Origin of the sequence: Streptomyces sp. NPDC048590 (assembly GCF_043199535.1) — a bacterium.
GTDB lineage: Bacteria > Actinomycetota > Actinomycetes > Streptomycetales > Streptomycetaceae > Streptomyces.
On the sequence record NZ_JBICWC010000006.1, the window covers coordinates 91,313 to 111,354 of the forward strand.

The following is a 20,042-nucleotide window of genomic DNA, read 5'->3' on the forward strand; positions in this document are numbered from 1 at the left end:
TCCGTCAGTCCGAGGCCACCCGGCTCGCAGCGCCCCACGTCACCCGCGGTCCCTCGACCGCGGGTGCCGTGTTCCGGTCGGCATGCTCCTGCATCTGCATCAGGGCCACCCGGTCCGGTGCCCCGTCGAGGACGCCGCCGGAGGGGTCGTCGGACCCGTCCTGCCGTACCGGGTCCTTGTCCGGCCTCAGGATGTCCCTGACGATCACCGCGCACAGGTAGAGGGTGCCCAGCAGGTGCAGGGCGATGGCGACCTGGTAGCCCTCCTGGGGCAGCCCTTGGTGCTTGTCCCCGCTCGTCGTGTAGGCGAGGTAGAACCAGATCCCCAGGAAGTAGGCGACCTCGCAGGCCTGCCAGACCAGGAAGTCCCGCCACCGGGGCCTGGCCAGGGCGGCGAGCGGGATCAGCCAGAGCACGTACTGCGGTGAGTACACCTTGTTGGTCAGGATGAACGCGGCCACCACCAGGAAGGCCAGCTGGGCGAAGCGCGGCCGGTGCCGGGCGGTCAGAGCCAGTCCTGCGATCCCTGCACAGAACAGGATCATCAGCAGCACCGAAGCGGTGTTCACCGTGGCCACGTCGATGGGCCGGCCGGTGCGCTGGGTGATGATCAGCCAGAAGGAGCCGTAGTCGATCTGTCGCTCCTGACTGAAGGTGTAGAACTTCTTCCACCCCTCCGGGGCGTAGATCATCACCGGCAGGTTCACCACCAGCCAGGCACCGGCGGCACCGAGGAGCGCCTTCCCGTACTCCTGCCACCTGCCCGCTCGCCAGCACAGCACCAGCAGGGGACCGAGGAGCAGCACAGGGTAGAGCTTCGCGGCGGTGGCCAGACCGATGAGGACGCCGAAAGCGAGGTTCCGGCCGCGGGACCACATCAGCATCGCCGCGGCGGTCAGCGCGACGGCGAGCAGGTCCCAGTTGATCGTCGCGGTGAGCGCGAGTGCGGGGGCGAGCGCGACCAGCAGGCCGTCCCAGGGGCGGCGCCGGTGGGTGCGGGCGACGCACACCGCGAGGATCACCGCGCAGATCATGAGCATGCCCGCGTTGACCATCCAGTACATCTGCTCACGCTGTTGCATGGGGTCCGACGAGGGAGTCAGCGTCAGCCAGGACGCGACCTGCATGAAGAGGCCGGTCAGGACGGGGTACTCGAGGTAGGACATGTCCCCGCTGAGGCGGTCGGCGTACGGCACGAGACCGTCGGCGAAACCCCGGCCGACGAAGAGGTGGGGGATGTCCGAATAGCAGGCGTGTGTGTACTGGGAGCTGGTGCCGCGGAACCAGGCCCAGTCGTAGCAGGGGATCTTCTGCACCATGCCGAGCGCGAACATCCCGATGGCCACCAGCGCGATGACACGCACCGGGGTGAGCGGGCTCGTTCCGAACCGCGCCCAGCGGCCGGCGGGACCGCCGATCAGCTCGCTGCCCGCCGCGGCGATCTCGTCCTGTCGCGTGGGCGGTACGACGGACGGCTCCTGGTGCACGCTCGTGTCTTCTGCGCTTGGCATGTCGCACATCCTGCCGTACGGGGCTGTGTGCGGGCGTGGCTCACGCCGGGACACACGGCAGGGGCCCGCCGGCACCTGCAAGAGGTGCCGGCGGGCCCCTGTGGCGTCAGGAAGGCGCCTGGCGAGGTCCGGACCGGAGCGCGACGCTGTCGACCGCTCCGGCCGCCCGGCGGCTAGGTGCCGCCGATGAAGCCCCCGCCCCCGTTGTCGTTGCCCTGCGTCTGACCGTCCGTCGTGCCGTCGGTCGTCCCGGAGTCGGTACCACCGTCCGTGGTCCCGGCATCGGTACCGCCGTCGGAGGATCCGTCGGTGGCCCCTCCGTTGTTGTTGCCGTTGCTGTTCCCACCGTTCTGGTTGTTCCTGCACTCCCAGTCGAGCGGCGCACACGTGTCGCTCGGCGTGGGGGTGGGGGAGGACGGCGTGGGCGTCGGAGATGCCGGCGGCTCGCTCGACTCCGTGGGGGACGGCGTGGGGCTCGGCGTCGGGCTGGGGCTGGCCGCGCCACCACCGTAGAGCGTGTCACCGATCGGTTCCGGCTTCGGGAAGGCCTCGACCTCGGTGCCGTCGACCGCCTGGACCATGTAGTCGTGCCAGATCTGCGCGGGGAACGAGGCACCGTGGATGCTCTTCTCCCCACCGGTGCCGTACATCTCGAGGAACTTGCGGTTCTTGTTCTTCTCGTTGTCGTCCATGCGGAACATGCTCACGGCGGTCGACAGCTGCCGGGTGTACCCGACGAACCAGGCCGACTTGTTGCCGTCCGTGGTACCCGTCTTGCCGGCCACGTCGCGTCCCGGGATCTTGGCGGGGGTACCCGTCCCTCGCTCGACGACGTTCTTCAGCACGTCGGTCACGTTGTCCGCGACAGCGCTGCTGAAGGCCGGCTTGGTGACCGACTCGTGCTGGTAGATGACGTTTCCGTCGTGCTTGACCTCGGTGACGGAGAACGGCTCCCGCTGCTTGCCACTGGTCGCGAAGGTGGCGTACGAGCCCGCCATCCGGATGGCGCTCGGGGAGGAGGTGCCGATGGAGAACGAGGGGACGCTCGCGTCCGCCATGTAGTCGTCGTCCCGCAGCCCCGCGGCGATCGCGGCCTGCTTCACCTTGTCCGTACCGACGTCCATTCCGAGCTGTACGTACGGAGAGTTGGCCGACTGCTGCATCGCGTAGCGGAGGTCGATGTCGCCGTAGCTGCGGTCACCGTCGTTGGTCTGCAGCCACTCCTTACCCTCCTTGTTCTGCCAGACCTCGCCGTTGTACAGATTGATCTTGAGCTTGTTGTCACCGTTGTAGACGCTCTTCGGCGATACGGGGGTGCGTTCCGACTCGCTCTGCTCGGGGCCGAGCTTGGGGTCACGCTTTCCGTATTCCATCGCGGCCGCCAGGACGAACGGCTTGAAGGTGGAGCCGACCTGGGCGCCCGTCGCGTCGGCGTTGTTGGTGTAGTGCTTCGTGGCGTCCTCTCCGCCGTACGTGGCGACGATGGCTCCCGTCTTGGTGTCCACGGACGCACCACCGAACTGGACGTGCGTGTCCAGATCAGGCCGCTTCTTCGGGTCGATCTTGGCCGCGCGTACCTTCGCGATCGACTTCTCGAGCTGCTGGACCTTCTTCTTGTTGAAGGTCGTGTGGATCTCGTAGCCGCCCTGGGCGAGTTCCTTCTCGGTCACGTTCTCCGTGTTGTGAGCGAGGAAGTACTTCGTAGCGAGGTCGACCAGGTAACCGGTCTGCCCACCGAGCTTGGCATCCTTCTTCGGCGGATCCGGCATGGGGAACTCGGTGTACTTCGCCCGCTCGGTCGCGCTGAGCCGGCCGTCCTTCACCTCTTCGTCGAGGATCCAGCGCCAGCGCTTCTCGGCGCGCTCACGGTTCTTCGCCGCAGTCGCATTCACCGGGTCGACCTCGGGAGCACCAGCGGGGTCGTAGTAGCTCGCGCCCTTGAGCAGGGTCGCCAGGAAGGCGCACTCGCTCGCGTTGAGTTTGGTGGCGTCCTTGCCGTAGTACGTGCGCGCCGCAGCCTGGAGGCCTGAGGCGCTCCGCCCGTAGTAGGAGACGTTGAGGTACCCCGCCATGACCTCGTCCTTGGGCACCGTCTCGCCGACCTTGAGCGTGATGAAGAGCTCCTTCACCTTCCGGCTCAACGTCTGCTCCTGCGAGAGGAACGAGTTCTTCACGTACTGCTGCGTGATCGTCGAACCACCCTGGGTCTCGCCTCCCAGCGCCATGTTGTAGAAGGCGCGGCCGATACCCATCGGGTCGATGCCACGGTCTTTCTCGAACGACTTGTTCTCGGCCGAGATGACGGCGTTCCGCATCTCCTTGGGAATCTGGGCGTAATCGAGCGACTGCCGGTTGACGGAACCGCCCGTGGCGACCATCTGCGTATCGTCGTCCCAGTAGTAGACGTTGTTCTGCGCGGTGGCGAGGTCCTTGGGCTCAGGCGGGACCACCAGCGCGTACGCGATACCGGCGGCGCCCATCATGACGCCCAGGAAGCCCAGGCACAGGCCGGAGACGAGCTTCCACGAGGGAACCCAGCGACGGAAGCCGTACTTGCCGGCCCGCGGGTAGTCGATGAAGCGCTTCTTGCCGGTGTCCGCGCGGCCGTGGCCCTCATGGCCGCCGGCGCCTCGTCGTCGGCCCCCTCCACGCTGCGCGGCGCGCCGGGCCTCTGCACGGCTGCCGTAGACCGGCTCATCGCCGTGCGATCCGGAGGGTGTTTCATTGGTAGCCCTACGTGACTGCGGGACTCGGCGTCCGGCAGATTGCTGGGCGGCTCGTCTGGCCGCTGCGCGCCCGCCACCTTGCGGTTGCGGCGCTTTGCGACGGTGCTCGCTCATCGAACGACTACTCCTCGGGCAGGCGAGAGCGCCTGGAAGCGGCAGTTGAGATCCGGTCCCCCCGAATTACGGACAAGCCCTGCGGAAGGCTCACCCGCGTTACATCCGGCAGTCCGCGAGTACTGACGCACGGTGGCGCCTCGCGGTTCCCGGTGGTCTGCATGCCGCACAGACTACGCACGGTCAAAAACCTCCAGGGACCGAAGTTCACCCCAAATTACGCAAGTCACTCCCTATGAATCGAGGATGTGACGCCGCTCACGAAACGCCCCCTTGTCGAACATCACGAGTCGATCTATCGTGCTGATGTATCGAGTCGATACATCAGCACGACATAAGGTGGGCCCGACGGCCCGCGGAAGCCGGGTCGAAGGAGGAGGCGAAGATGAGCAGACGCTCCGGCATCCTCGAATTCGCCGTGCTCGGCCTGCTCCGCGAGTCCCCCATGCACGGGTACGAGCTGCGGAAGCGTCTCAACACCTCGCTGGGAATCTTCCGGGCCTTCAGCTACGGCACCCTTTACCCCTGCCTCAAGACGCTGGTCGCCAACGGCTGGTTGATCGAGGAACCGGGGAGCGTTCCCGCCCCGCCGAGCAGCACGAGCCGTGGGGTCGCTCCCTCGTCCTCACTGGCCGGCCGCAGGGCGAAGATCGTCTACCGGTTGACGGCAGAAGGTAAGGAGCACTTCGAGGAACTGCTCTCGCACACCGGTCCTGATGCCTGGGAGGACGAGCACTTCGCTGCTCGTTTCGCCTTCTTCGGGCAGACGGAGCGCGATGTGCGTATGCGGGTCCTCGAAGGCCGCCGCAGCAGGCTGGAGGAGCGCCTCGAGAAGATGCGTGCCTCCCTCGCCCGCACCCGTGAACGACTCGACGATTACACGCTTGAGCTGCAGCGACACGGCATGGAGTCCGTGGAGCGCGAAGTGCGCTGGCTGAACGAGCTCATCGAGAGCGAGCGGTCGGGACGGGATCAGCGACGATCCTCGCCCGAGGGCTCCACTCAGCACGACACATCAGGAGAGACGGGCGGCCTGCCCCGGTACCGGGACGACACCCGGCCGGATCCGTCCGACGACACCAAGTGACACCCCCGGCGGCCCTCAGGGCGCCACGGGGCACACCGAGAACACACAGGGAGCAATCGGCATGGGTTCGGTTCGCGTAGCCATCGTCGGCGTGGGCAACTGCGCCGCCTCGCTGGTGCAGGGCGTCGAGTACTACAAGGACGCCGATCCGGCCGGCAAGGTGCCCGGTCTGATGCACGTCCAGTTCGGCGACTACCACGTGAGCGACGTCGAGTTCGTCGCCGCGTTCGACGTCGACGCGAAGAAGGTCGGTCTCGACCTCGCGGACGCGATCGGCGCCAGCGAGAACAACACCATCAAGATCGCTGACGTCCCGAGCACCGGCGTGACCGTTCAGCGCGGCCACACGCACGACGGACTGGGCAAGTACTACCGCGAGACGATCGAGGAGTCCGCGGACGCCCCGGTCGACGTCGTCCAGATCCTCAAGGACAAGCAGGTCGACGTCCTCGTCTGCTACCTGCCGGTCGGCTCCGAGGTCGCCGCCAAGTTCTACGCCCAGTGCGCGATCGACGCCAAGGTCGCCTTCGTCAACGCTCTCCCGGTCTTCATCGCCGGCACCAAGGAGTGGGCGGACAAGTTCACCGAGGCCGGAGTCCCGATCGTCGGTGACGACATCAAGTCCCAGGTCGGCGCCACCATCACGCACCGTGTGATGGCGAAGCTGTTCGAGGACCGCGGCGTCATCCTGGACCGCACCATGCAGCTGAACGTCGGCGGCAACATGGACTTCAAGAACATGCTCGAGCGTGAGCGCCTGGAGTCCAAGAAGATCTCCAAGACGCAGGCGGTCACCTCGCAGATCCGCGACCGCGAGCTCGGTGCGGACAACGTCCACATCGGCCCGTCGGACTACGTGGCCTGGCTGGACGACCGCAAGTGGGCGTACGTGCGCCTCGAGGGCCGCGCCTTCGGTGACGTCCCGCTGAACCTGGAGTACAAGCTCGAGGTCTGGGACTCCCCGAACTCCGCCGGTGTCATCATCGACGCGGTGCGCGCGGCGAAGATCGCCAAGGACCGCGGTATCGGCGGCCCGATCCTCTCGGCCTCCTCGTACTTCATGAAGTCCCCGCCGGTCCAGTACTTCGACGACGAGGCCCGTGCCAACGTCGAGAAGTTCATCGCCGGCGAAGTCGAGCGCTGATCCAGCCGCTCACTGTCGTAGTGACGCTTCACCCTGCGGGGGGTCCCTGGGCAATGCGCCCGGAGGCCCCCCGCGTGTGTGACCCTTGCACACATGCCTGTCGTACGTGATCTGGGCGTACTCCTGCGCCTTCGGAACTTCCGTCGCCTGCTGGCCGTACGACTCCTCTCCCAGTCGGCCGACGGCGTCTACCAGGTCGCGCTCGCCACCTACGTCGTCTTCTCGCCGGAGAACCAGACGACACCGGGAGCCATCGCCTCCGCGATGGCGGTGCTACTGCTCCCCTACTCCCTGATCGGCCCCTTCGCGGGGGTGCTGCTCGACCGCTGGGCACGCCGTCAGGTCTTCGTGTACGGGAACCTGCTCCGCGCCTCGCTCGCGTGCTGCACGGCCCTTCTGCTCCTGAGCTCCGTACCTGACTGGCTGTTCTACGCTTCCGCCCTCTGCGTAACCGCCGTCAACCGGTTCGTGCTGGCGGGCCTGTCGGCCGCCTTGCCCCGCGTAGTCGATTCCGAGCGGCTCGTCCTCGCCAACTCCATCTCCCCGACAGCGGGCACGCTCGCCGCCACCGCTGGTGGCGGACTGGCGCTGGCCGTCGGCCTGTTGACGGACGGATCCGACGCCGCAGTAGTCCTCCTCGGCGCACTCCTCTACCTGCTCTCGGCTCTGGTCTCCCTGAGCCTGCCCCGCCCTCTCCTCGGGCCCGATCTCGCCGAGCACCGTGTGCCGCTGTCGGAGGCGCTTTCCACCACCGCACGAGGTCTCGTCGCGGGCCTGCGTCACCTGGCCGAGCGCCGGGACGCGGCCTACGCGCTGGGTGCCATAACGGTGCTGCGTTTCTGCTACGGAGCGCTGACCGTGATGGTGCTGATGCTGTGCCGCTACGCCTGGTCGGACGGCGAATCCGACGGCTTGGCCCTCCTCGGCCTGGCCCTCGGCGCCTCTGCGGCGGGGTACTTCGTGGCGGCCCTGGCCTCTCCCTGGGCCGTCGGCCGCTTGGGGCGTTACGGATGGCTGGCACTCTGCTCCGGGGCAGCGGCCGTGCTGGAGCCGGCATTGGGGCTTCCGTTCGCCCCCGTCCCCATGCTCGCTGCCGCCTTCGTCCTCGGGCTCGTAACCCAGGGCGCCAAGATCGCGACGGACACCGAGGTACAGACCTCCGTGGACGACGCCTACCGCGGCCGCGTCTTCTCTCTGTACGACGTGCTCTTCAACGTCGCCTTCGTGGCCGCCGCCGCCATGGCCGCCTTGGTGCTCCCCTCCGACGGCAGGTCCGTCGTCGTGGTCGGCACCGTGGCCGTTCTCTATGCACTGGTGTCGGCGGCGATGCTCCGTCGTCGGCGGACAAGTGCACGCCTTCCGCGAACCGGCGTCAAAGAGTGACCGGCGCCAAAGAGTGAGAGGTGCTGTTTCACGTGAAACAGCACCTCTCACGGTCTTCCGCATCGAGGCCTCCCGGGTGATGTTTCACGTGAAACATCACCCGGTTCCCTCAGCCACAGACCTGCACCCAGACCCTGGGGGTCACTCCTGCGCGGCCCACCAGTCCTTGAGGGCAGCGATCGCGGCATCCCGCTCCAGCGGACCGTTCTCCAGACGGAGCTCCATCAGAAACGCGTAGGCCTTCCCGATCACGGGGCCCGGGCCCACACCGAGGATCTGCATGATCTCGTTGCCGTCCAGGTCAGGCCGGATGGCGTCCAGCTCTTCCTGCTCCTGCAGCTGCGCGATGCGCTCCTCGAGGCTGTCGTAGGTGCGCGACAGAGCATTCGCCTTGCGCTTGTTCCGCGTCGTGCAGTCGGAACGCGTCAGCTTGTGCAGCCGGTCCAGCAGGGGCCCCGCGTCCCGGACGTACCTGCGCACGGCGGAGTCGGTCCATTCGCCGTCGCCGTAGCCGTGGAAGCGCAGATGCAGCTCCACCAGCTTCGAGACGTCCTTGATCATCTCGTTGGAGTACTTCAGCTCGGCCATGCGCTTCCGGGCCATCTTCGCGCCGACCACTTCGTGGTGGTGAAACGAGACGCGGCCGTCCTTCTCGAAGCGGCGCGTCCTCGGCTTGCCGACGTCGTGGAGCAGGGCAGCCAGACGCAGCACCAGGTCCGGTCCGTCCTGCTCCAGGTCGATGGCCTGCTCAAGAACAGTCAGCGAGTGCTCGTAGACATCCTTGTGGCGATGATGCTCATCACGCTCCAACCGCAGCGCGGGAAGCTCGGGCAGCACCCGGTCGGCCAGGCCTGTGTCGACGAGAAGCCCGAGTCCCTTGCGGGGGTGGTTGGAGAGCAGAAGCTTGTTGAGTTCCTCACGGACTCGCTCTGCCGAGACGATCTCGATACGTCCAGCCATGTCCGTCATGGCCTTTACGACGTCGGGAGCGACCTCGAAGTTCAGCTGGGCTGCGAACCTAGCGGCACGGAGCATGCGCAGCGGGTCGTCGGAGAAGGATTCCTCGGGCGTGCCCGGTGTCCGCAGCACACGCTGTGCAAGGTCGTCGCGCCCTCCGTGAGGGTCGATGAACTCGATCTGTGGCAGCGCGACAGCCATCGCGTTGACCGTGAAGTCGCGGCGCACGAGATCTTCCTCGATCGAGTCGCCGTAGGACACCTCGGGCTTACGCGAGGTCCGGTCGTAGGCCTCCGACCGGTAGGTGGTGACCTCGATCTGGTAGCCGTCCTTCTGCGAGCCGACGGTACCGAAGGCGATGCCGACCTCCCAGACCGAGTCGGCCCACGGCCGGACGATCTTCAGCACGTCCTCAGGCCGGGCATCGGTGGTGAAGTCCAGGTCGTTCCCGAGCCTGCCGAGCAGCGCATCCCGGACGGAACCCCCTACCAGAGCAAGACCGAATCCCGCCTTCTGGAATCTGCGGGCGAGATCGTCGGCGACAGGAGACACCTGCAACAGTTCACTGACTGCGCGATGCTGCACCTGGCTCAGTTCACGGGGGCTGTCTTCGTTGGCGTTCGGCACAACAGAAAAGGGTACGTGCCCCGACCGGCCCCGGCGTCATCGTTTCCCGAGGCCCTGCGAGACTCTCCCGATCATGTGGCACGGTCCGCGGCACTCAGCCGTCGGGCACATCGTTACCATGCGGGGACGCAGAGACCGGCAGGACCGGCACCAGCCGACGACGACGAGGGACGGATACGCGTGGCCGAGGCGGCAGACTTTCAGGGGATGAATCCCTCCCCTGCCCGCCGGTGGCTCCGGCGCACAGCCTCCCTCATCTTCGGGGCACCGCTGATCGCCGGCCTACTGGCCGGTCCCTCAGTGTCCTCGGCGCAGGCCGAAGAAACGACGAAGGCACCCACCGGGTCCCGCACGGTCGATGTGTCCCTGGACACGCTCGCCCCCAGCGCGCCGGTCGAAGGCGACACACTCACCGTCTCCGGAACTCTGACCAACAGGGGGAGCAAGGCTGTCTCGGACGCCGAGGTCGATCTGCGAGTCGGCCCGCGGCTCTCCGGGAGGGGCCAGGTCGATGAGGCGGCCAAGCGCACCGGGTACCAGCCGGGCAGTGACCCGGCCAGGCTCGGCGACCCCTACACGGTGAAGGTCCCCAAGCTCGCCCCCGGTGTCAGTCAGGACTTCACCCTTGCTGTACCGGTCGACAAGCTCGACCTGGGCGCCGAGGGTGTGTATCAGCTCGGGGTGTCGCTCACGGGCCATACCTCGGACTACGCCTACGACCAGGTGCTGGGCATTCAGCGGACCTTCCTCCCCTGGCAGCCGGAGGACACCGAGAGCAAGACCAAGCTCACGTACCTGTGGCCGCTCATCGCGTCCGCGCACGTCACCGCCGAGACCGGCTCCGACGAGCAGCAGACGCCGGTATTCGCGAACGACGATCTGGCACTCGAACTCGCTCCGGGCGGCCGCCTGGAGCAGATGGTCTCGCTGGGGCGTCAGCTGCCCGTGACCTGGGTGATCGACCCGGATCTTCTCGCTTCGGTCGACGCGATGACGAAGAACTACCGCGTCAAGGTCGGTGACACCACGGTTGCGGGGAAGAACCAGGCCATTGCCAAGAAGTGGCTCTCGGACCTGCAAGCGGCGGTGAAGGACCGGAAGGTGGTGGCCCTGCCGTTCGCCGACCCCGACCTCGCATCGATCGCCCATCGAGGAAAGAACGTGCCGGGCGCCCTCGGCCATCTGCAGACCGCCACGGAGGTAGCCGCCACCACGGTGGAGACCGTTCTCCATGTGAAGCCGTCGACGGACTTCGCGTGGCCGGTGGACGGCGCCGTCGATCCCTCCGTGGTAGACGTCGCCACCTCCGCCGGCGCGCACAAGGTGATCGCCCGCAGCGACAGCCTCAAGGACACCGGTGGGCTGCCCTACACGCCGACATCTGCCCGGCCGATCGGTGGCGGCACCACCGCCGTCGTTTCGGATTACCGGCTCTCCACCGCATTCACCGGAGACATGTCCAAGGCAGGGGCCTCCACCCTCGCCGTCCAGAAGTTCCTGGCACAGACCCTGACCCTGACCGAGCAGGCGCCCGACAAAGAACGCAGCATCGTCGTCGCGCCTCAGCGGACTCCCACCGCGGCCCAGGCCCAGAGCATGGCGCGTGCTCTGCGGGCGCTCAGCACGGAACACTGGACGCAGCCGATCGACCTGACGGAGGCGGCGGAGCAGAAGCCCGACTCAGGGGCCACCACGAAGGTGCCCGGTGCGTCCCGGTACCCGAAGCGGCTGCGTAGCCAGGAGCTGCCCACCCAGGCGTTCCAGGACATCAGGACGACTCAGGACTCCCTCGACAGCTTCCAGGTGATCCTGACCCAGCCCGACCGAGTCGTGACGCCTTTCGGGAACGCGATCAATCGCGCGGTGTCGACCTCATGGCGAGGGAAGGCGCTGGAAGCCCAGCAGTACCGAGACTCGGTCCGCACCTATCTGCAGGGCCTCTCCAACGAGGTCCAGCTGATCACCAAGTCGGACGTGACCCTGTCCGGCCGCAGCGCGACCATTCCTGTGACCGTGCAGAACAAGTTGGTCCAGGGTGTCGATCATCTGGTGCTCCGTCTGACCTCGGGCAATGCCACCCGCCTCAAGCTCGACGACGGCAAGGCCGTCGCCGAGCAGCCCGTCGAGATCGCCGGCGGACACAGCCAGTCCGTGAAGTTCGACGCCTCGGCGAACGCCAACGGACAGGCTCAGATCAAGGCTCGGCTCTTCACCGCGGACGGAGTTCCGTACGGTGAGGAAATGACCTTCACCGTGAAGGCGTCCGAGGTGACACCCACGGTGCTCCTGGTGATCGCGGGTGGACTTCTGCTGCTGGTGCTGGCGGGCATCAGGATGTACACCCATCGCAAGCGCACCGCTGCCGGCGGGCCGGCGGAGGGCAACGGCGGTGAACCCGAGCAGCCGAGTGACCCGACGCCGGACACCGGTCCGGAAAGCGGTGACCCTTCGGTTCCGAGTGAGAAAGTGGACCGTTGAGCGATGTCTGTCGGGGCCTGTCGGCCGGGGACAATGAGGTGGGGTTTCGATGAACGCGCCGTACGACGGTGACCGCGGCCAGGGCGTCGGCGGGGACGGGTGGTCCAGCGATCCGCCTGTGCCACCCGGCGCCGGCCAGGCCGGGTACGAGCCTGACCCCTACCTTCAGCACGCGTACGATCACGATCCGTACCGATCCCAGGATCTGGCCGCGCAGGATCCGGTGGCAGAGGCGCTCTACGACCGCGCCTCGCACCCTCCACCCCCTCCGGGCACCTATCAGGAGCCGCAGGGGCTGTACCAGCAGCCTCCCGCAGCCCAGCACGCCCCCGACCCCCGCATCTGGGCTCAGACGCCGCCACCGGAGCCGGCAGGCCCTTCCCGGCACCTTCCCTACGGGGACGACGCCGGTACCACCCAGTACGTCGGCGTGGACGACCTGGTCTCGCAGGCAGCGGACGACCGTGGCGAACAGGACGCCTTCGCCCACCTCTTCCGTGACCAGGAGGGCTCCGGCAGGACTCCCGGACCGGCCGCCGAAGCCGCTCCGGCGCCGGCTCCCGCCCCTCCGAAGTCGGGTGGCAAGGCCGCCGGGATACTGAAGTCCAGCGCTCTGATGGCGGCGGGCACCCTGGTCTCCCGGCTCACCGGCTTCGTCCGCAGCCTGGTGATCACTGCGGCACTGGGCGCCGCGGTACTCGGTGACAGCTTCACCATCGCGTACACCCTGCCGACGATGATCTACATCCTCACCGTCGGCGGCGGGCTGAACTCGGTGTTCGTCCCGCAGCTCGTCCGGTCGATGAAGGACGACGAGGACGGCGGCGAGGCATACGCGAACAGGCTGCTGACGCTGGTCATGGTCGCGCTCGGCGTGATCGTCGCGATCGCCGTTTTCGCAGCGCCGCAACTGGTCCACCTCATGTCGAGCACCATCGCGAACAAGCCCGCGGCCGACACCGTGGCCGTGACCTTCGCCCGTTACTGCCTGCCGACCATCTTCTTCATGGGCATCCATGTGGTGATGGGCCAGATCCTGAACGCCCGTGGAAAGTTCGGCGCGATGATGTGGACTCCGGTCCTCAACAACATCGTGATGATCTTCACGTTCGGCCTCTTCATCTGGGTCTACGGCACCTCGGCCGAGTCCCAGATGGGTGTCGAGACGATCCCGCCGGAGGGCGTGCGGCTGCTGGGAATCGGCACGCTGCTCGGTCTGGTGGTGCAGGCCTTGGCGATGATCCCGTACCTGCGCGAAGCAGGGTTCCGATTCCGCCCGCGCTTCGACTGGCGGGGCCACGGGCTCGGAAAAACGGTCCGGCTCGCGAAGTGGACGGTCCTGTTCGTCCTCGCCAACCAGGCAGGCGTGCTGGTCGTCACCCAGCTGGCTACCTCGGCGGGCGAGCTTTCCGACCGGAACGGCGCGGGCTTCCTGGCCTACTCGAACGCTCAGCTGATCTGGGGCATGCCCCAGGCGATCATCACCGTGTCGGTCATGGCCGCCCTGCTGCCGCGCATCTCCCGCGCCGCGCACGACAACGACCCCGGTGCGGTCCGGGACGACATCTCCCAGGGTCTGCGCAACTCGGCCGTGGCCATCGTCCCGGTCGCATTCACCTTCCTGGCCCTCGGTCTGCCGATGTGCACCCTGCTCTACGCCTCCAGCGGCACTGAGGCCGCGCGGTCCATGGGCTTCATCCTCATGGCGTTCGGCCTCGGGCTGATCCCGTACTCCGTGCAGTACGTCGTCCTGCGCGGTTTCTACGCGTACGAGGACACCCGCACGCCCTTCTACAACACGGTCATCGTCGCAGCGGTCAATGCTGCGGCCTCCGCCCTCTGCTACGTGATTCTTCCGGCACAGTGGGCAGTCGTCGGGATGGCGGCTTCCTACGGTCTGGCCTACGCGGTGGGTGTCGGTATCGCATGGCGACGGCTGAGAAACCGCCTCGGCGGAGATCTCGACGGAGCCCGTGTGGTCCGCACCTACGCCCGGCTCTGCCTGGCAGCGGTCCCCGCAGCGGCGATCGGCGGCGCTGTGGGCTTCGCTCTACTCAAGGCGCTCGGCGATGGGGCGGGAGGATCCGTCGTGGCACTGGTCTGTGGCAGCGTCGTCCTGCTGGGCATCTTCTTCGTCGCAGCGAAGAAGATGCGTATCGAAGAGCTCAACGGCATGGTCGGCATGGTCCGTGGTCGTCTCGGACGCTGAACAACGCTCCGAGCCGCACAACCATCGCTGGACACCGCGTGTCGTGCATAGCGCCGGAGTGTGGGCACAATTGGCGTGACTGTGCAGAGCTGGCTGGCATCGCGCAACGGATGGGGAGGCAGGAACGACGGTGGCGGAACGTAGCACGGCTGCTGTCGACGTGGCCGACAACAGCGGCGACGAGCCGCTGACCGCCAAGGCGGACGCGGCCACGACCGACGGGACGGCAGAAACCCCGGATGCTGAGGGCTCAGGCAGCAACGAGGCAGGCCAGGACGCCTCCGGTACTGTCCCGGCCTCTCCCGACCTGCACAGCGGTCACAAGCTGGCCAGACGCTATCGCCTTGAGGAGTGCGTCACCCGACTGGACGGATTCAGCAGCTGGCGTGCCGTCGACGAGAAGTTGCGGCGCGCGGTCGGTGTCCATCTGCTGACCGCCGATCACCCCCGCGCACGCTCGGTGCTGGCCGCCGCCCGTTCCTCGGCCCTGCTCGGTGATCCGCGCTTCGTCCAGGTCCTGGACGCCGTCGAGGAGGACGACCTCGTCTACGTCGTCCACGAATGGCTCCCCGATGCCACCGAGCTGACGGCTCTGCTCGCCGCAGGCCCGCTGGAAGCCCACGACGCCTACCAGTTGGTCAGCCAGATCTCCCAGGCGATGGCTGCCGCCCACCGTGAAGGGCTGGCGCACCTGCGCCTCACTCCGGGTGCTGTCCTGCGGAGCTCGACGGGCCAGTACCGGATCCGTGGTCTGGCTGTGAACGCCGCTCTCCGCGGCATCACGGCCGACCAGCCGCAGCGCACGGACACCGAAGCGATCGGCGCTCTCCTCTACGCGGCACTGACGCGGCGCTGGCCCTACGAGAGCGACGCCTACGGTCTGACCGGGCTCCCCAAGGACCTCGGCCTGATCCCCCCGGACCAGGTGAGGGCAGGCGTCCACCGCGGTCTCTCCGAACTCGCCATGCGGGCCCTTGCCAACGACGGCGCCACCGCGTCGCGCCAGGAACAGCCGTGCACCACACCGGACGAGCTCGCGAAGGCCGTCGCGGCGATGCCGCGCATCCTTCCTCCTGAGCCCGCCTACAGCGCACCTCCCGAGTACCAGCGCACGACCTACCAGCAAGGCACCTACGGCCGCCCGTCGACTCGACCTGCCTCAGCCACCCAGCCGGTCATCACGGCCCCGCCGGCGCCGCTCCAGAGCCGTACCGGGAAGGTCCTGAAGTGGGCGGTGTCCGCACTGCTCATCGCCGCTCTCGGCCTGGGCAGTTGGCAGCTGGCCGAGACGGTCCTTGACCGGAGCCACGACTCCGGGGAACCGACGCCGACCCGGACGAGCACCGAGGAGAAGGGCGAGCACAACAACAACGCCGTCGAGCCGAGCAAGCCCGTCTCCATCGTGGGTGCGCAGGACTACGACCCGCTCGGCTCCGACGGGTCCGAGAAGCCCGCCTCCATAAAGAACGTCTACGACGGGGACGCGAGCTCGTACTGGAACACGGACGGCTACTTCAGCGCCGATTTCGGACGGCTCAAGGAAGGCGTCGGTGTCGTGCTCGACCTCGGCAAGGTGCAGCGGGTGGGCAACGTCGAGGTGTCCTTCCTCGGCGGCACCACCTCGGTCGAGCTGAAGGCCACAACGGACTCGTCGGTGCCGCAGATGCCCAACGGATTCACGGACGTCGCCGAAGGATCCGGAACGAAGGTGTCCCTCAAGCCCGACAAGCCCGTGCAGGCGCGGTACCTTCTGGTCTGGTTGACGAAGCTGCCGCCGAGTGACTCCGGCAACTACCGGGGCAAGATCTCGGACATCAAGGTCACCAGCTGACGGCCTCGGGGCACCAGCCGGCTGACGGCACCAGGGGAGGGGGCTCACCGTTGGACGACGCCAGATTCGCCGACATCAACGACCAGGATCTTCTGGCCCAGCACGTCGGAGGCGATCCGGATGCCTTCGGTGAGCTCGTCCGACGGCATCGTGACCGGCTGTGGGCGGTCGCCCTTCGTACGCTCGGCGACCGCGAAGAGGCAGCCGATGCTGTGCAGGACGCGTTGATCTCAGCCTTCCGCGCGGCCCACACCTTCCGTGGTCAGTCGGCTGTCACCACATGGCTGCACCGGATCACCGTCAATGCCTGCCTCGACCGGGCCAGAAAGGCAGCCTCCCGCAGAACCGCTCCGGTCGACGACGCCGAGCGGCTCGATCAGCTCATGGACCCTCACGAATCAGCCGAGGCTCCAGCCGAACGGCAGGACCTGCACCGCGAACTTCTGGCGGCACTCTCCACTCTTCCCGCGGAACAGCGTGCCGCCCTGGTCCTCGTCGACATGCAGGCTTACCCCGTGGCGGAGGCCGCCCGAATCCTCGACGTGCCCGCAGGCACGGTGAAGAGCCGCTGCGCACGCGGTCGGGCGAAGCTACTTCCTCTCCTGACGCATCTCCGCAGCAGAAACGCGGGGGGCGGGAACGAGCCCGGCGAGGGCGGCTCCGACGAGGGGAACCGCACGCGGCGCGCATCCGTCCCACCGCCGTCACGACCAAAAGACTCAGGCTTCGGCGATCCTGCCGCGATCAAGGGTGGAGGTGGGCTCGCATGACATCGGCCGACACGGCTCAGCACCCCGACGTCTCGGAAATCTCCGAGCTCATCGAGGGGCTTCTGGCTCCTTCGCGTGAGGGAGCGGTCCGACGCCACATCGCCACCTGCGAAGAATGTGGTGAGGTCCACGCGTCCCTGGAGGAGATCCGCTCCCTGCTCGGCGACACGGCCTCGCATGAACCCATGCCGGTCGACATCGCTGATCGTATCGACGCAGCGCTCGCTGCAGAGGCAGCAGCCACTGGCGTGACGTCCACGCCCTCAGTTTCACGTGAAACATACCGAGGCCAGGAAGCCTCGACTGCCGATCGCCCGGGGGGCCGGCCTCGCGGGGCAACGGGCCCAGGACGAATTCCCGCAGGGCGGCGCCGACGGCGCACGGTCATCCTCGGAACCGCCTTCGGCGCGGCCGCTGTCGGGATGAGCGTTCTCCTCCTTCAGCCCTTCCAGTCGTCTCATAGTTCGTCGAGCTCGGCAGCCGACCAGGGAGTCAGCGCCGACAAGAGGAGCGCGAGCGATTACGCGGACGGCTCGCTGGAAGGGCGCGTGCACTCATTGCTGGGAGGGAAGGAGGCTTCCGAGCCTGCTGGGCACGACACTCGAACCCCCTCTCTGAAGACGAAATCCTCCCCGGATCTCGCCTCCCCTGAAAACGCCTCGCCCCCAGCCCCTCTCAACGCACCTGCCGTCGATGTTCCGCCCTGCGTACAGAAGGGCACAGGGCGGAACGCTCCCGCGCTGGCTCTGGAACAGGGCAGATTCAACGGCACGGCCGCATTCCTCGTCATCCTGCCGCACACCACCGACTCGGCCCGCGTGGAGGCCTACGTGGTCGACGCGGCGTGTGTGTCCTCGGCCACGGCCAAGGGTCGTCTCCTGCTCACGCACTCCTACACCCGTCCCTGACACCCCGGACCGGATCCGCGCGGGCATTTCGGGAATGCATGCCCCGTAGGATCCGTTGGGTGGGGTGAGAGTCGTGGAACCGACCCCAGTAGGCAGTAGGCAGTCTGCAGAGACGAGGAAGAACCCGTGAGCGACGTCCGTAATGTGATCATCATCGGCTCCGGGCCGGCCGGTTACACCGCAGCCCTGTACACCGCTCGCGCGTCGCTGAAGCCGCTGGTGTTCGAGGGTGCGGTCACCGCCGGCGGTGCGCTGATGAACACCACCGACGTGGAGAACTTCCCGGGCTTCCAGGACGGAATCATGGGCCCCGAGCTCATGGACAACATGCGCGCCCAGGCCGAGCGGTTCGGCGCTGAGCTCATCCCGGACGATGTGGTTTCCGTCGATCTCACCGGGGACGTCAAGACGGTCACGGACACCGCGGGCACCGTGCACCGGGCCAAGGCGGTCATCGTCACCACCGGGTCGCAGCACCGCAAGCTCGGGCTCCCCAACGAGGACGCTCTCTCCGGACGCGGTGTCTCCTGGTGCGCGACCTGTGACGGGTTCTTCTTCAAGGACCAGGACATCGCCGTGGTCGGAGGCGGTGACACCGCAATGGAGGAGGCGACCTTCCTCTCCCGGTTCGCCAAGTCCGTCACCATCGTCCACCGCCGTGACTCCCTGCGTGCCTCGAAGGCCATGCAGGAGCGCGCCTTCGCCGACCCCAAGATCAAGTTCGCCTGGGACAGCGAGGTCGCCACGGTCCACGGAGACCAGAAGCTCTCCAGCCTGACCCTGCGCAACACCAAGAACGGTGAGACTTCCGAGCTTCCGGTGACGGGCCTCTTCATCGCCGTCGGCCACGACCCGCGCACCGAGCTCTTCAAGGGCCAGCTCGACCTCGACGACGAGGGTTACCTCAAGGTCGAGGCGCCCTCCACGCGCACCAACCTGAAGGGTGTGTTCGGCGCCGGCGACGTTGTCGACCACACCTACCGGCAGGCCATCACCGCAGCCGGCACCGGCTGCTCCGCGGCTCTGGACGCGGAGCGCTTCCTGGCCGCGCTCTCCGACGAGCAGCCCGCCGAGCCGGAGAAGACCCCCGCAGTCTGACCAGATCCCCCAAAACACACCCCGTACAGCTAAGGAGGCCGCCGTGGCCGGCGCGCTGAAGAACGTAACCGACGCTTCCTTCGAAGAGGACGTCCTGAAGAACGACAAGCCGGTACTGGTGGACTTCTGGGCCGCTTGGTGCGGACCGTGCCGTCAGATCGCTCCCTCGCTGGAAGCCATCGCGGCTGAGCACGGCGAGATCGAGATCGTCAAGCTGAACATCGACGAGAACCCGGCCACTGCGGCGAAGTACGGCGTGATGTCCATCCCCACGCTCAACGTCTACCAGGGTGGCGAGGTCGCCAAGACCATCGTCGGCGCCAAGCCGAAGGCTGCCATTCTCCGGGACCTCGAGGGCTTCATCGCTGAGAAGTAACACCCGACGGTTTCACGTGAAACGGGCCTACCCTCACCAAGGGTGGGCCCGTTCTCGTGTGCCGTTCTACTCCGAGACGGTCAGAGGGGCCTCAACGCGGGCTCCTTCTGAACCGCCCCCAGCAATCGGTCCAGCGCCAGCTCGACATCCTCCTTCCAGGAGAGCGTCGTGCGCAGCTCGAGCCGCAGCCGGGGATGTGTTGCGTGGGGACGCACCGTCTTGAACCCCACCGCGAGCAGATGCTCCGCAGGCAGCAGACACGCGGGCTCCTTCCAACGGGCGTCTCCGAATGTCTCGATCGCCTTGAAGCCCCGCCGCAACAAGTCCTTGGCCACTGTCTGCACCATCACCCTGCCCAGCCCCTGGCCCTGAAACTCCGGCACGATCAACGCGGTCATGAGCTGCACGGCGTCAGGGGAGACGGGACTGGTGGGAAAGGCCGTCGACCGAGGCACATACGCGGGCGGTGCGTACAGCACAAAGCCGGCAGGTACATCGTCGACGTAGACGACCCGTCCGCATGAGCCCCACTCCAGGAGCACTGCGGAGATCCAGGCTTCCTTCTCGAGCCCGGCTCTGCCGGCCTTTACCGCTGCTTTCCCGCTGACCGGATCAAGTTCCCAGAAGACACACGCCCGGCATCGCGCTGGGAGATCCGGAAGGTTGTCCAAGGTGAGCGGTACAAGCCGACGCCCCATGTAGGCGGTACCTCACTTCCTGCGCCCGCCACATCACGCGCGGCTGCCAGCGCACTCCGTTCTCGGAACAGGCTGCCGACAAATCCTCCGACAGCACCAAGCCCCAACCCGGCCGTCACCAGGTGG

At 67.3% G+C, this 20,042-nt stretch carries 14 protein-coding genes; 10 read left to right on the forward strand and 4 right to left on the reverse strand.

Annotated features, from left to right (window positions below; translation table 11 throughout):
* Window positions 1-4 precede the first annotated feature (4 nt).
* Together ACGFNN_RS18885 and ACGFNN_RS18890 are read right to left on the reverse strand one after the other, a co-directional pair.
* A complete protein-coding gene (locus ACGFNN_RS18885) occupies window positions 5-1,510 on the reverse strand; it encodes a glycosyltransferase family 87 protein (RefSeq protein ID WP_393557206.1) in 1,506 nt (501 codons plus the stop codon).
* A 173-nt stretch (window positions 1,511-1,683) separates the two neighbouring features.
* Window positions 1,684-4,350, reverse strand: a complete 2,667-nt coding sequence (locus tag ACGFNN_RS18890) for a transglycosylase domain-containing protein (RefSeq protein WP_393557208.1) — start codon at window positions 4,348-4,350, stop codon at window positions 1,684-1,686.
* Between the two features lie 385 nt (window positions 4,351-4,735).
* Here ACGFNN_RS18890 and ACGFNN_RS18895 point away from each other — a divergent pair, with 385 nt between their 5' ends.
* The 3 genes from ACGFNN_RS18895 (at window position 4,736) to ACGFNN_RS18905 (ending at window position 7,964) form a co-directional block, all read left to right on the forward strand.
* On the forward strand, window positions 4,736-5,437 hold the full coding sequence (locus tag ACGFNN_RS18895; protein ID WP_362545365.1) for a helix-turn-helix transcriptional regulator: 702 nt from the start codon (window positions 4,736-4,738) through the stop codon (window positions 5,435-5,437).
* A 61-nt stretch (window positions 5,438-5,498) separates the two neighbouring features.
* Window positions 5,499-6,581 carry an inositol-3-phosphate synthase gene (locus tag ACGFNN_RS18900; RefSeq protein WP_393557210.1) on the forward strand — a complete coding sequence of 361 codons (1,083 nt, stop codon included), beginning with the start codon at window positions 5,499-5,501 and terminating at the stop codon, window positions 6,579-6,581.
* 93 nt (window positions 6,582-6,674) lie between these two features.
* Entirely contained in the window at window positions 6,675-7,964 is a 1,290-nt protein-coding gene (locus ACGFNN_RS18905; protein ID WP_393557212.1) for an MFS transporter, read from the forward strand.
* 141 nt (window positions 7,965-8,105) lie between these two features.
* Here ACGFNN_RS18905 and ACGFNN_RS18910 read toward each other — a convergent pair whose 3' ends face one another.
* A complete protein-coding gene (locus ACGFNN_RS18910; RefSeq protein ID WP_393557214.1) occupies window positions 8,106-9,548 on the reverse strand; it encodes a CCA tRNA nucleotidyltransferase in 1,443 nt (480 codons plus the stop codon).
* 180 nt (window positions 9,549-9,728) lie between these two features.
* Here ACGFNN_RS18910 and ACGFNN_RS18915 point away from each other — a divergent pair, with 180 nt between their 5' ends.
* The 7 genes from ACGFNN_RS18915 (at window position 9,729) to trxA (ending at window position 19,218) form a co-directional block, all read left to right on the forward strand.
* Complete coding sequence (locus ACGFNN_RS18915; protein ID WP_393557216.1) at window positions 9,729-12,026, forward strand: DUF6049 family protein; 2,298 nt, start codon at window positions 9,729-9,731, stop codon at window positions 12,024-12,026.
* A 49-nt stretch (window positions 12,027-12,075) separates the two neighbouring features.
* Window positions 12,076-14,235 carry a murein biosynthesis integral membrane protein MurJ gene (murJ, locus tag ACGFNN_RS18920; protein ID WP_393557218.1) on the forward strand — a complete coding sequence of 720 codons (2,160 nt, stop codon included), beginning with the start codon at window positions 12,076-12,078 and terminating at the stop codon, window positions 14,233-14,235.
* A 130-nt stretch (window positions 14,236-14,365) separates the two neighbouring features.
* The gene (locus tag ACGFNN_RS18925) at window positions 14,366-16,066 is read left to right on the forward strand and encodes a serine/threonine protein kinase (protein ID WP_393557220.1); all 1,701 of its coding nucleotides are present in this window, start codon (window positions 14,366-14,368) and stop codon (window positions 16,064-16,066) included.
* Window positions 16,067-16,116: 50 nt separating this feature from the next.
* On the forward strand, window positions 16,117-16,836 hold the full coding sequence (gene sigM, locus ACGFNN_RS18930) for an RNA polymerase sigma factor SigM (RefSeq protein WP_393557222.1): 720 nt from the start codon (window positions 16,117-16,119) through the stop codon (window positions 16,834-16,836).
* Window positions 16,833-17,744 (forward strand): hypothetical protein, encoded by a 912-nt coding sequence (locus ACGFNN_RS18935; RefSeq protein WP_393557224.1) that lies wholly within the window; start codon window positions 16,833-16,835, stop codon window positions 17,742-17,744. The genes sigM and ACGFNN_RS18935 overlap by 4 nt, the downstream gene beginning before the upstream one ends.
* Window positions 17,745-17,870: 126 nt before the next feature.
* The gene (gene trxB, locus ACGFNN_RS18940; protein WP_362545337.1) at window positions 17,871-18,842 is read left to right on the forward strand and encodes a thioredoxin-disulfide reductase; all 972 of its coding nucleotides are present in this window, start codon (window positions 17,871-17,873) and stop codon (window positions 18,840-18,842) included.
* Window positions 18,843-18,885: 43 nt separating this feature from the next.
* Complete coding sequence (gene trxA / locus ACGFNN_RS18945; protein ID WP_362545334.1) at window positions 18,886-19,218, forward strand: thioredoxin; 333 nt, start codon at window positions 18,886-18,888, stop codon at window positions 19,216-19,218.
* 80 nt (window positions 19,219-19,298) lie between these two features.
* Here the strand turns inward: trxA and ACGFNN_RS18950 are convergent, their stop codons facing one another.
* Window positions 19,299-19,916 (reverse strand): GNAT family N-acetyltransferase, encoded by a 618-nt coding sequence (locus tag ACGFNN_RS18950; RefSeq protein ID WP_393557226.1) that lies wholly within the window; start codon window positions 19,914-19,916, stop codon window positions 19,299-19,301.
* Window positions 19,917-20,042 lie beyond the last annotated feature (126 nt).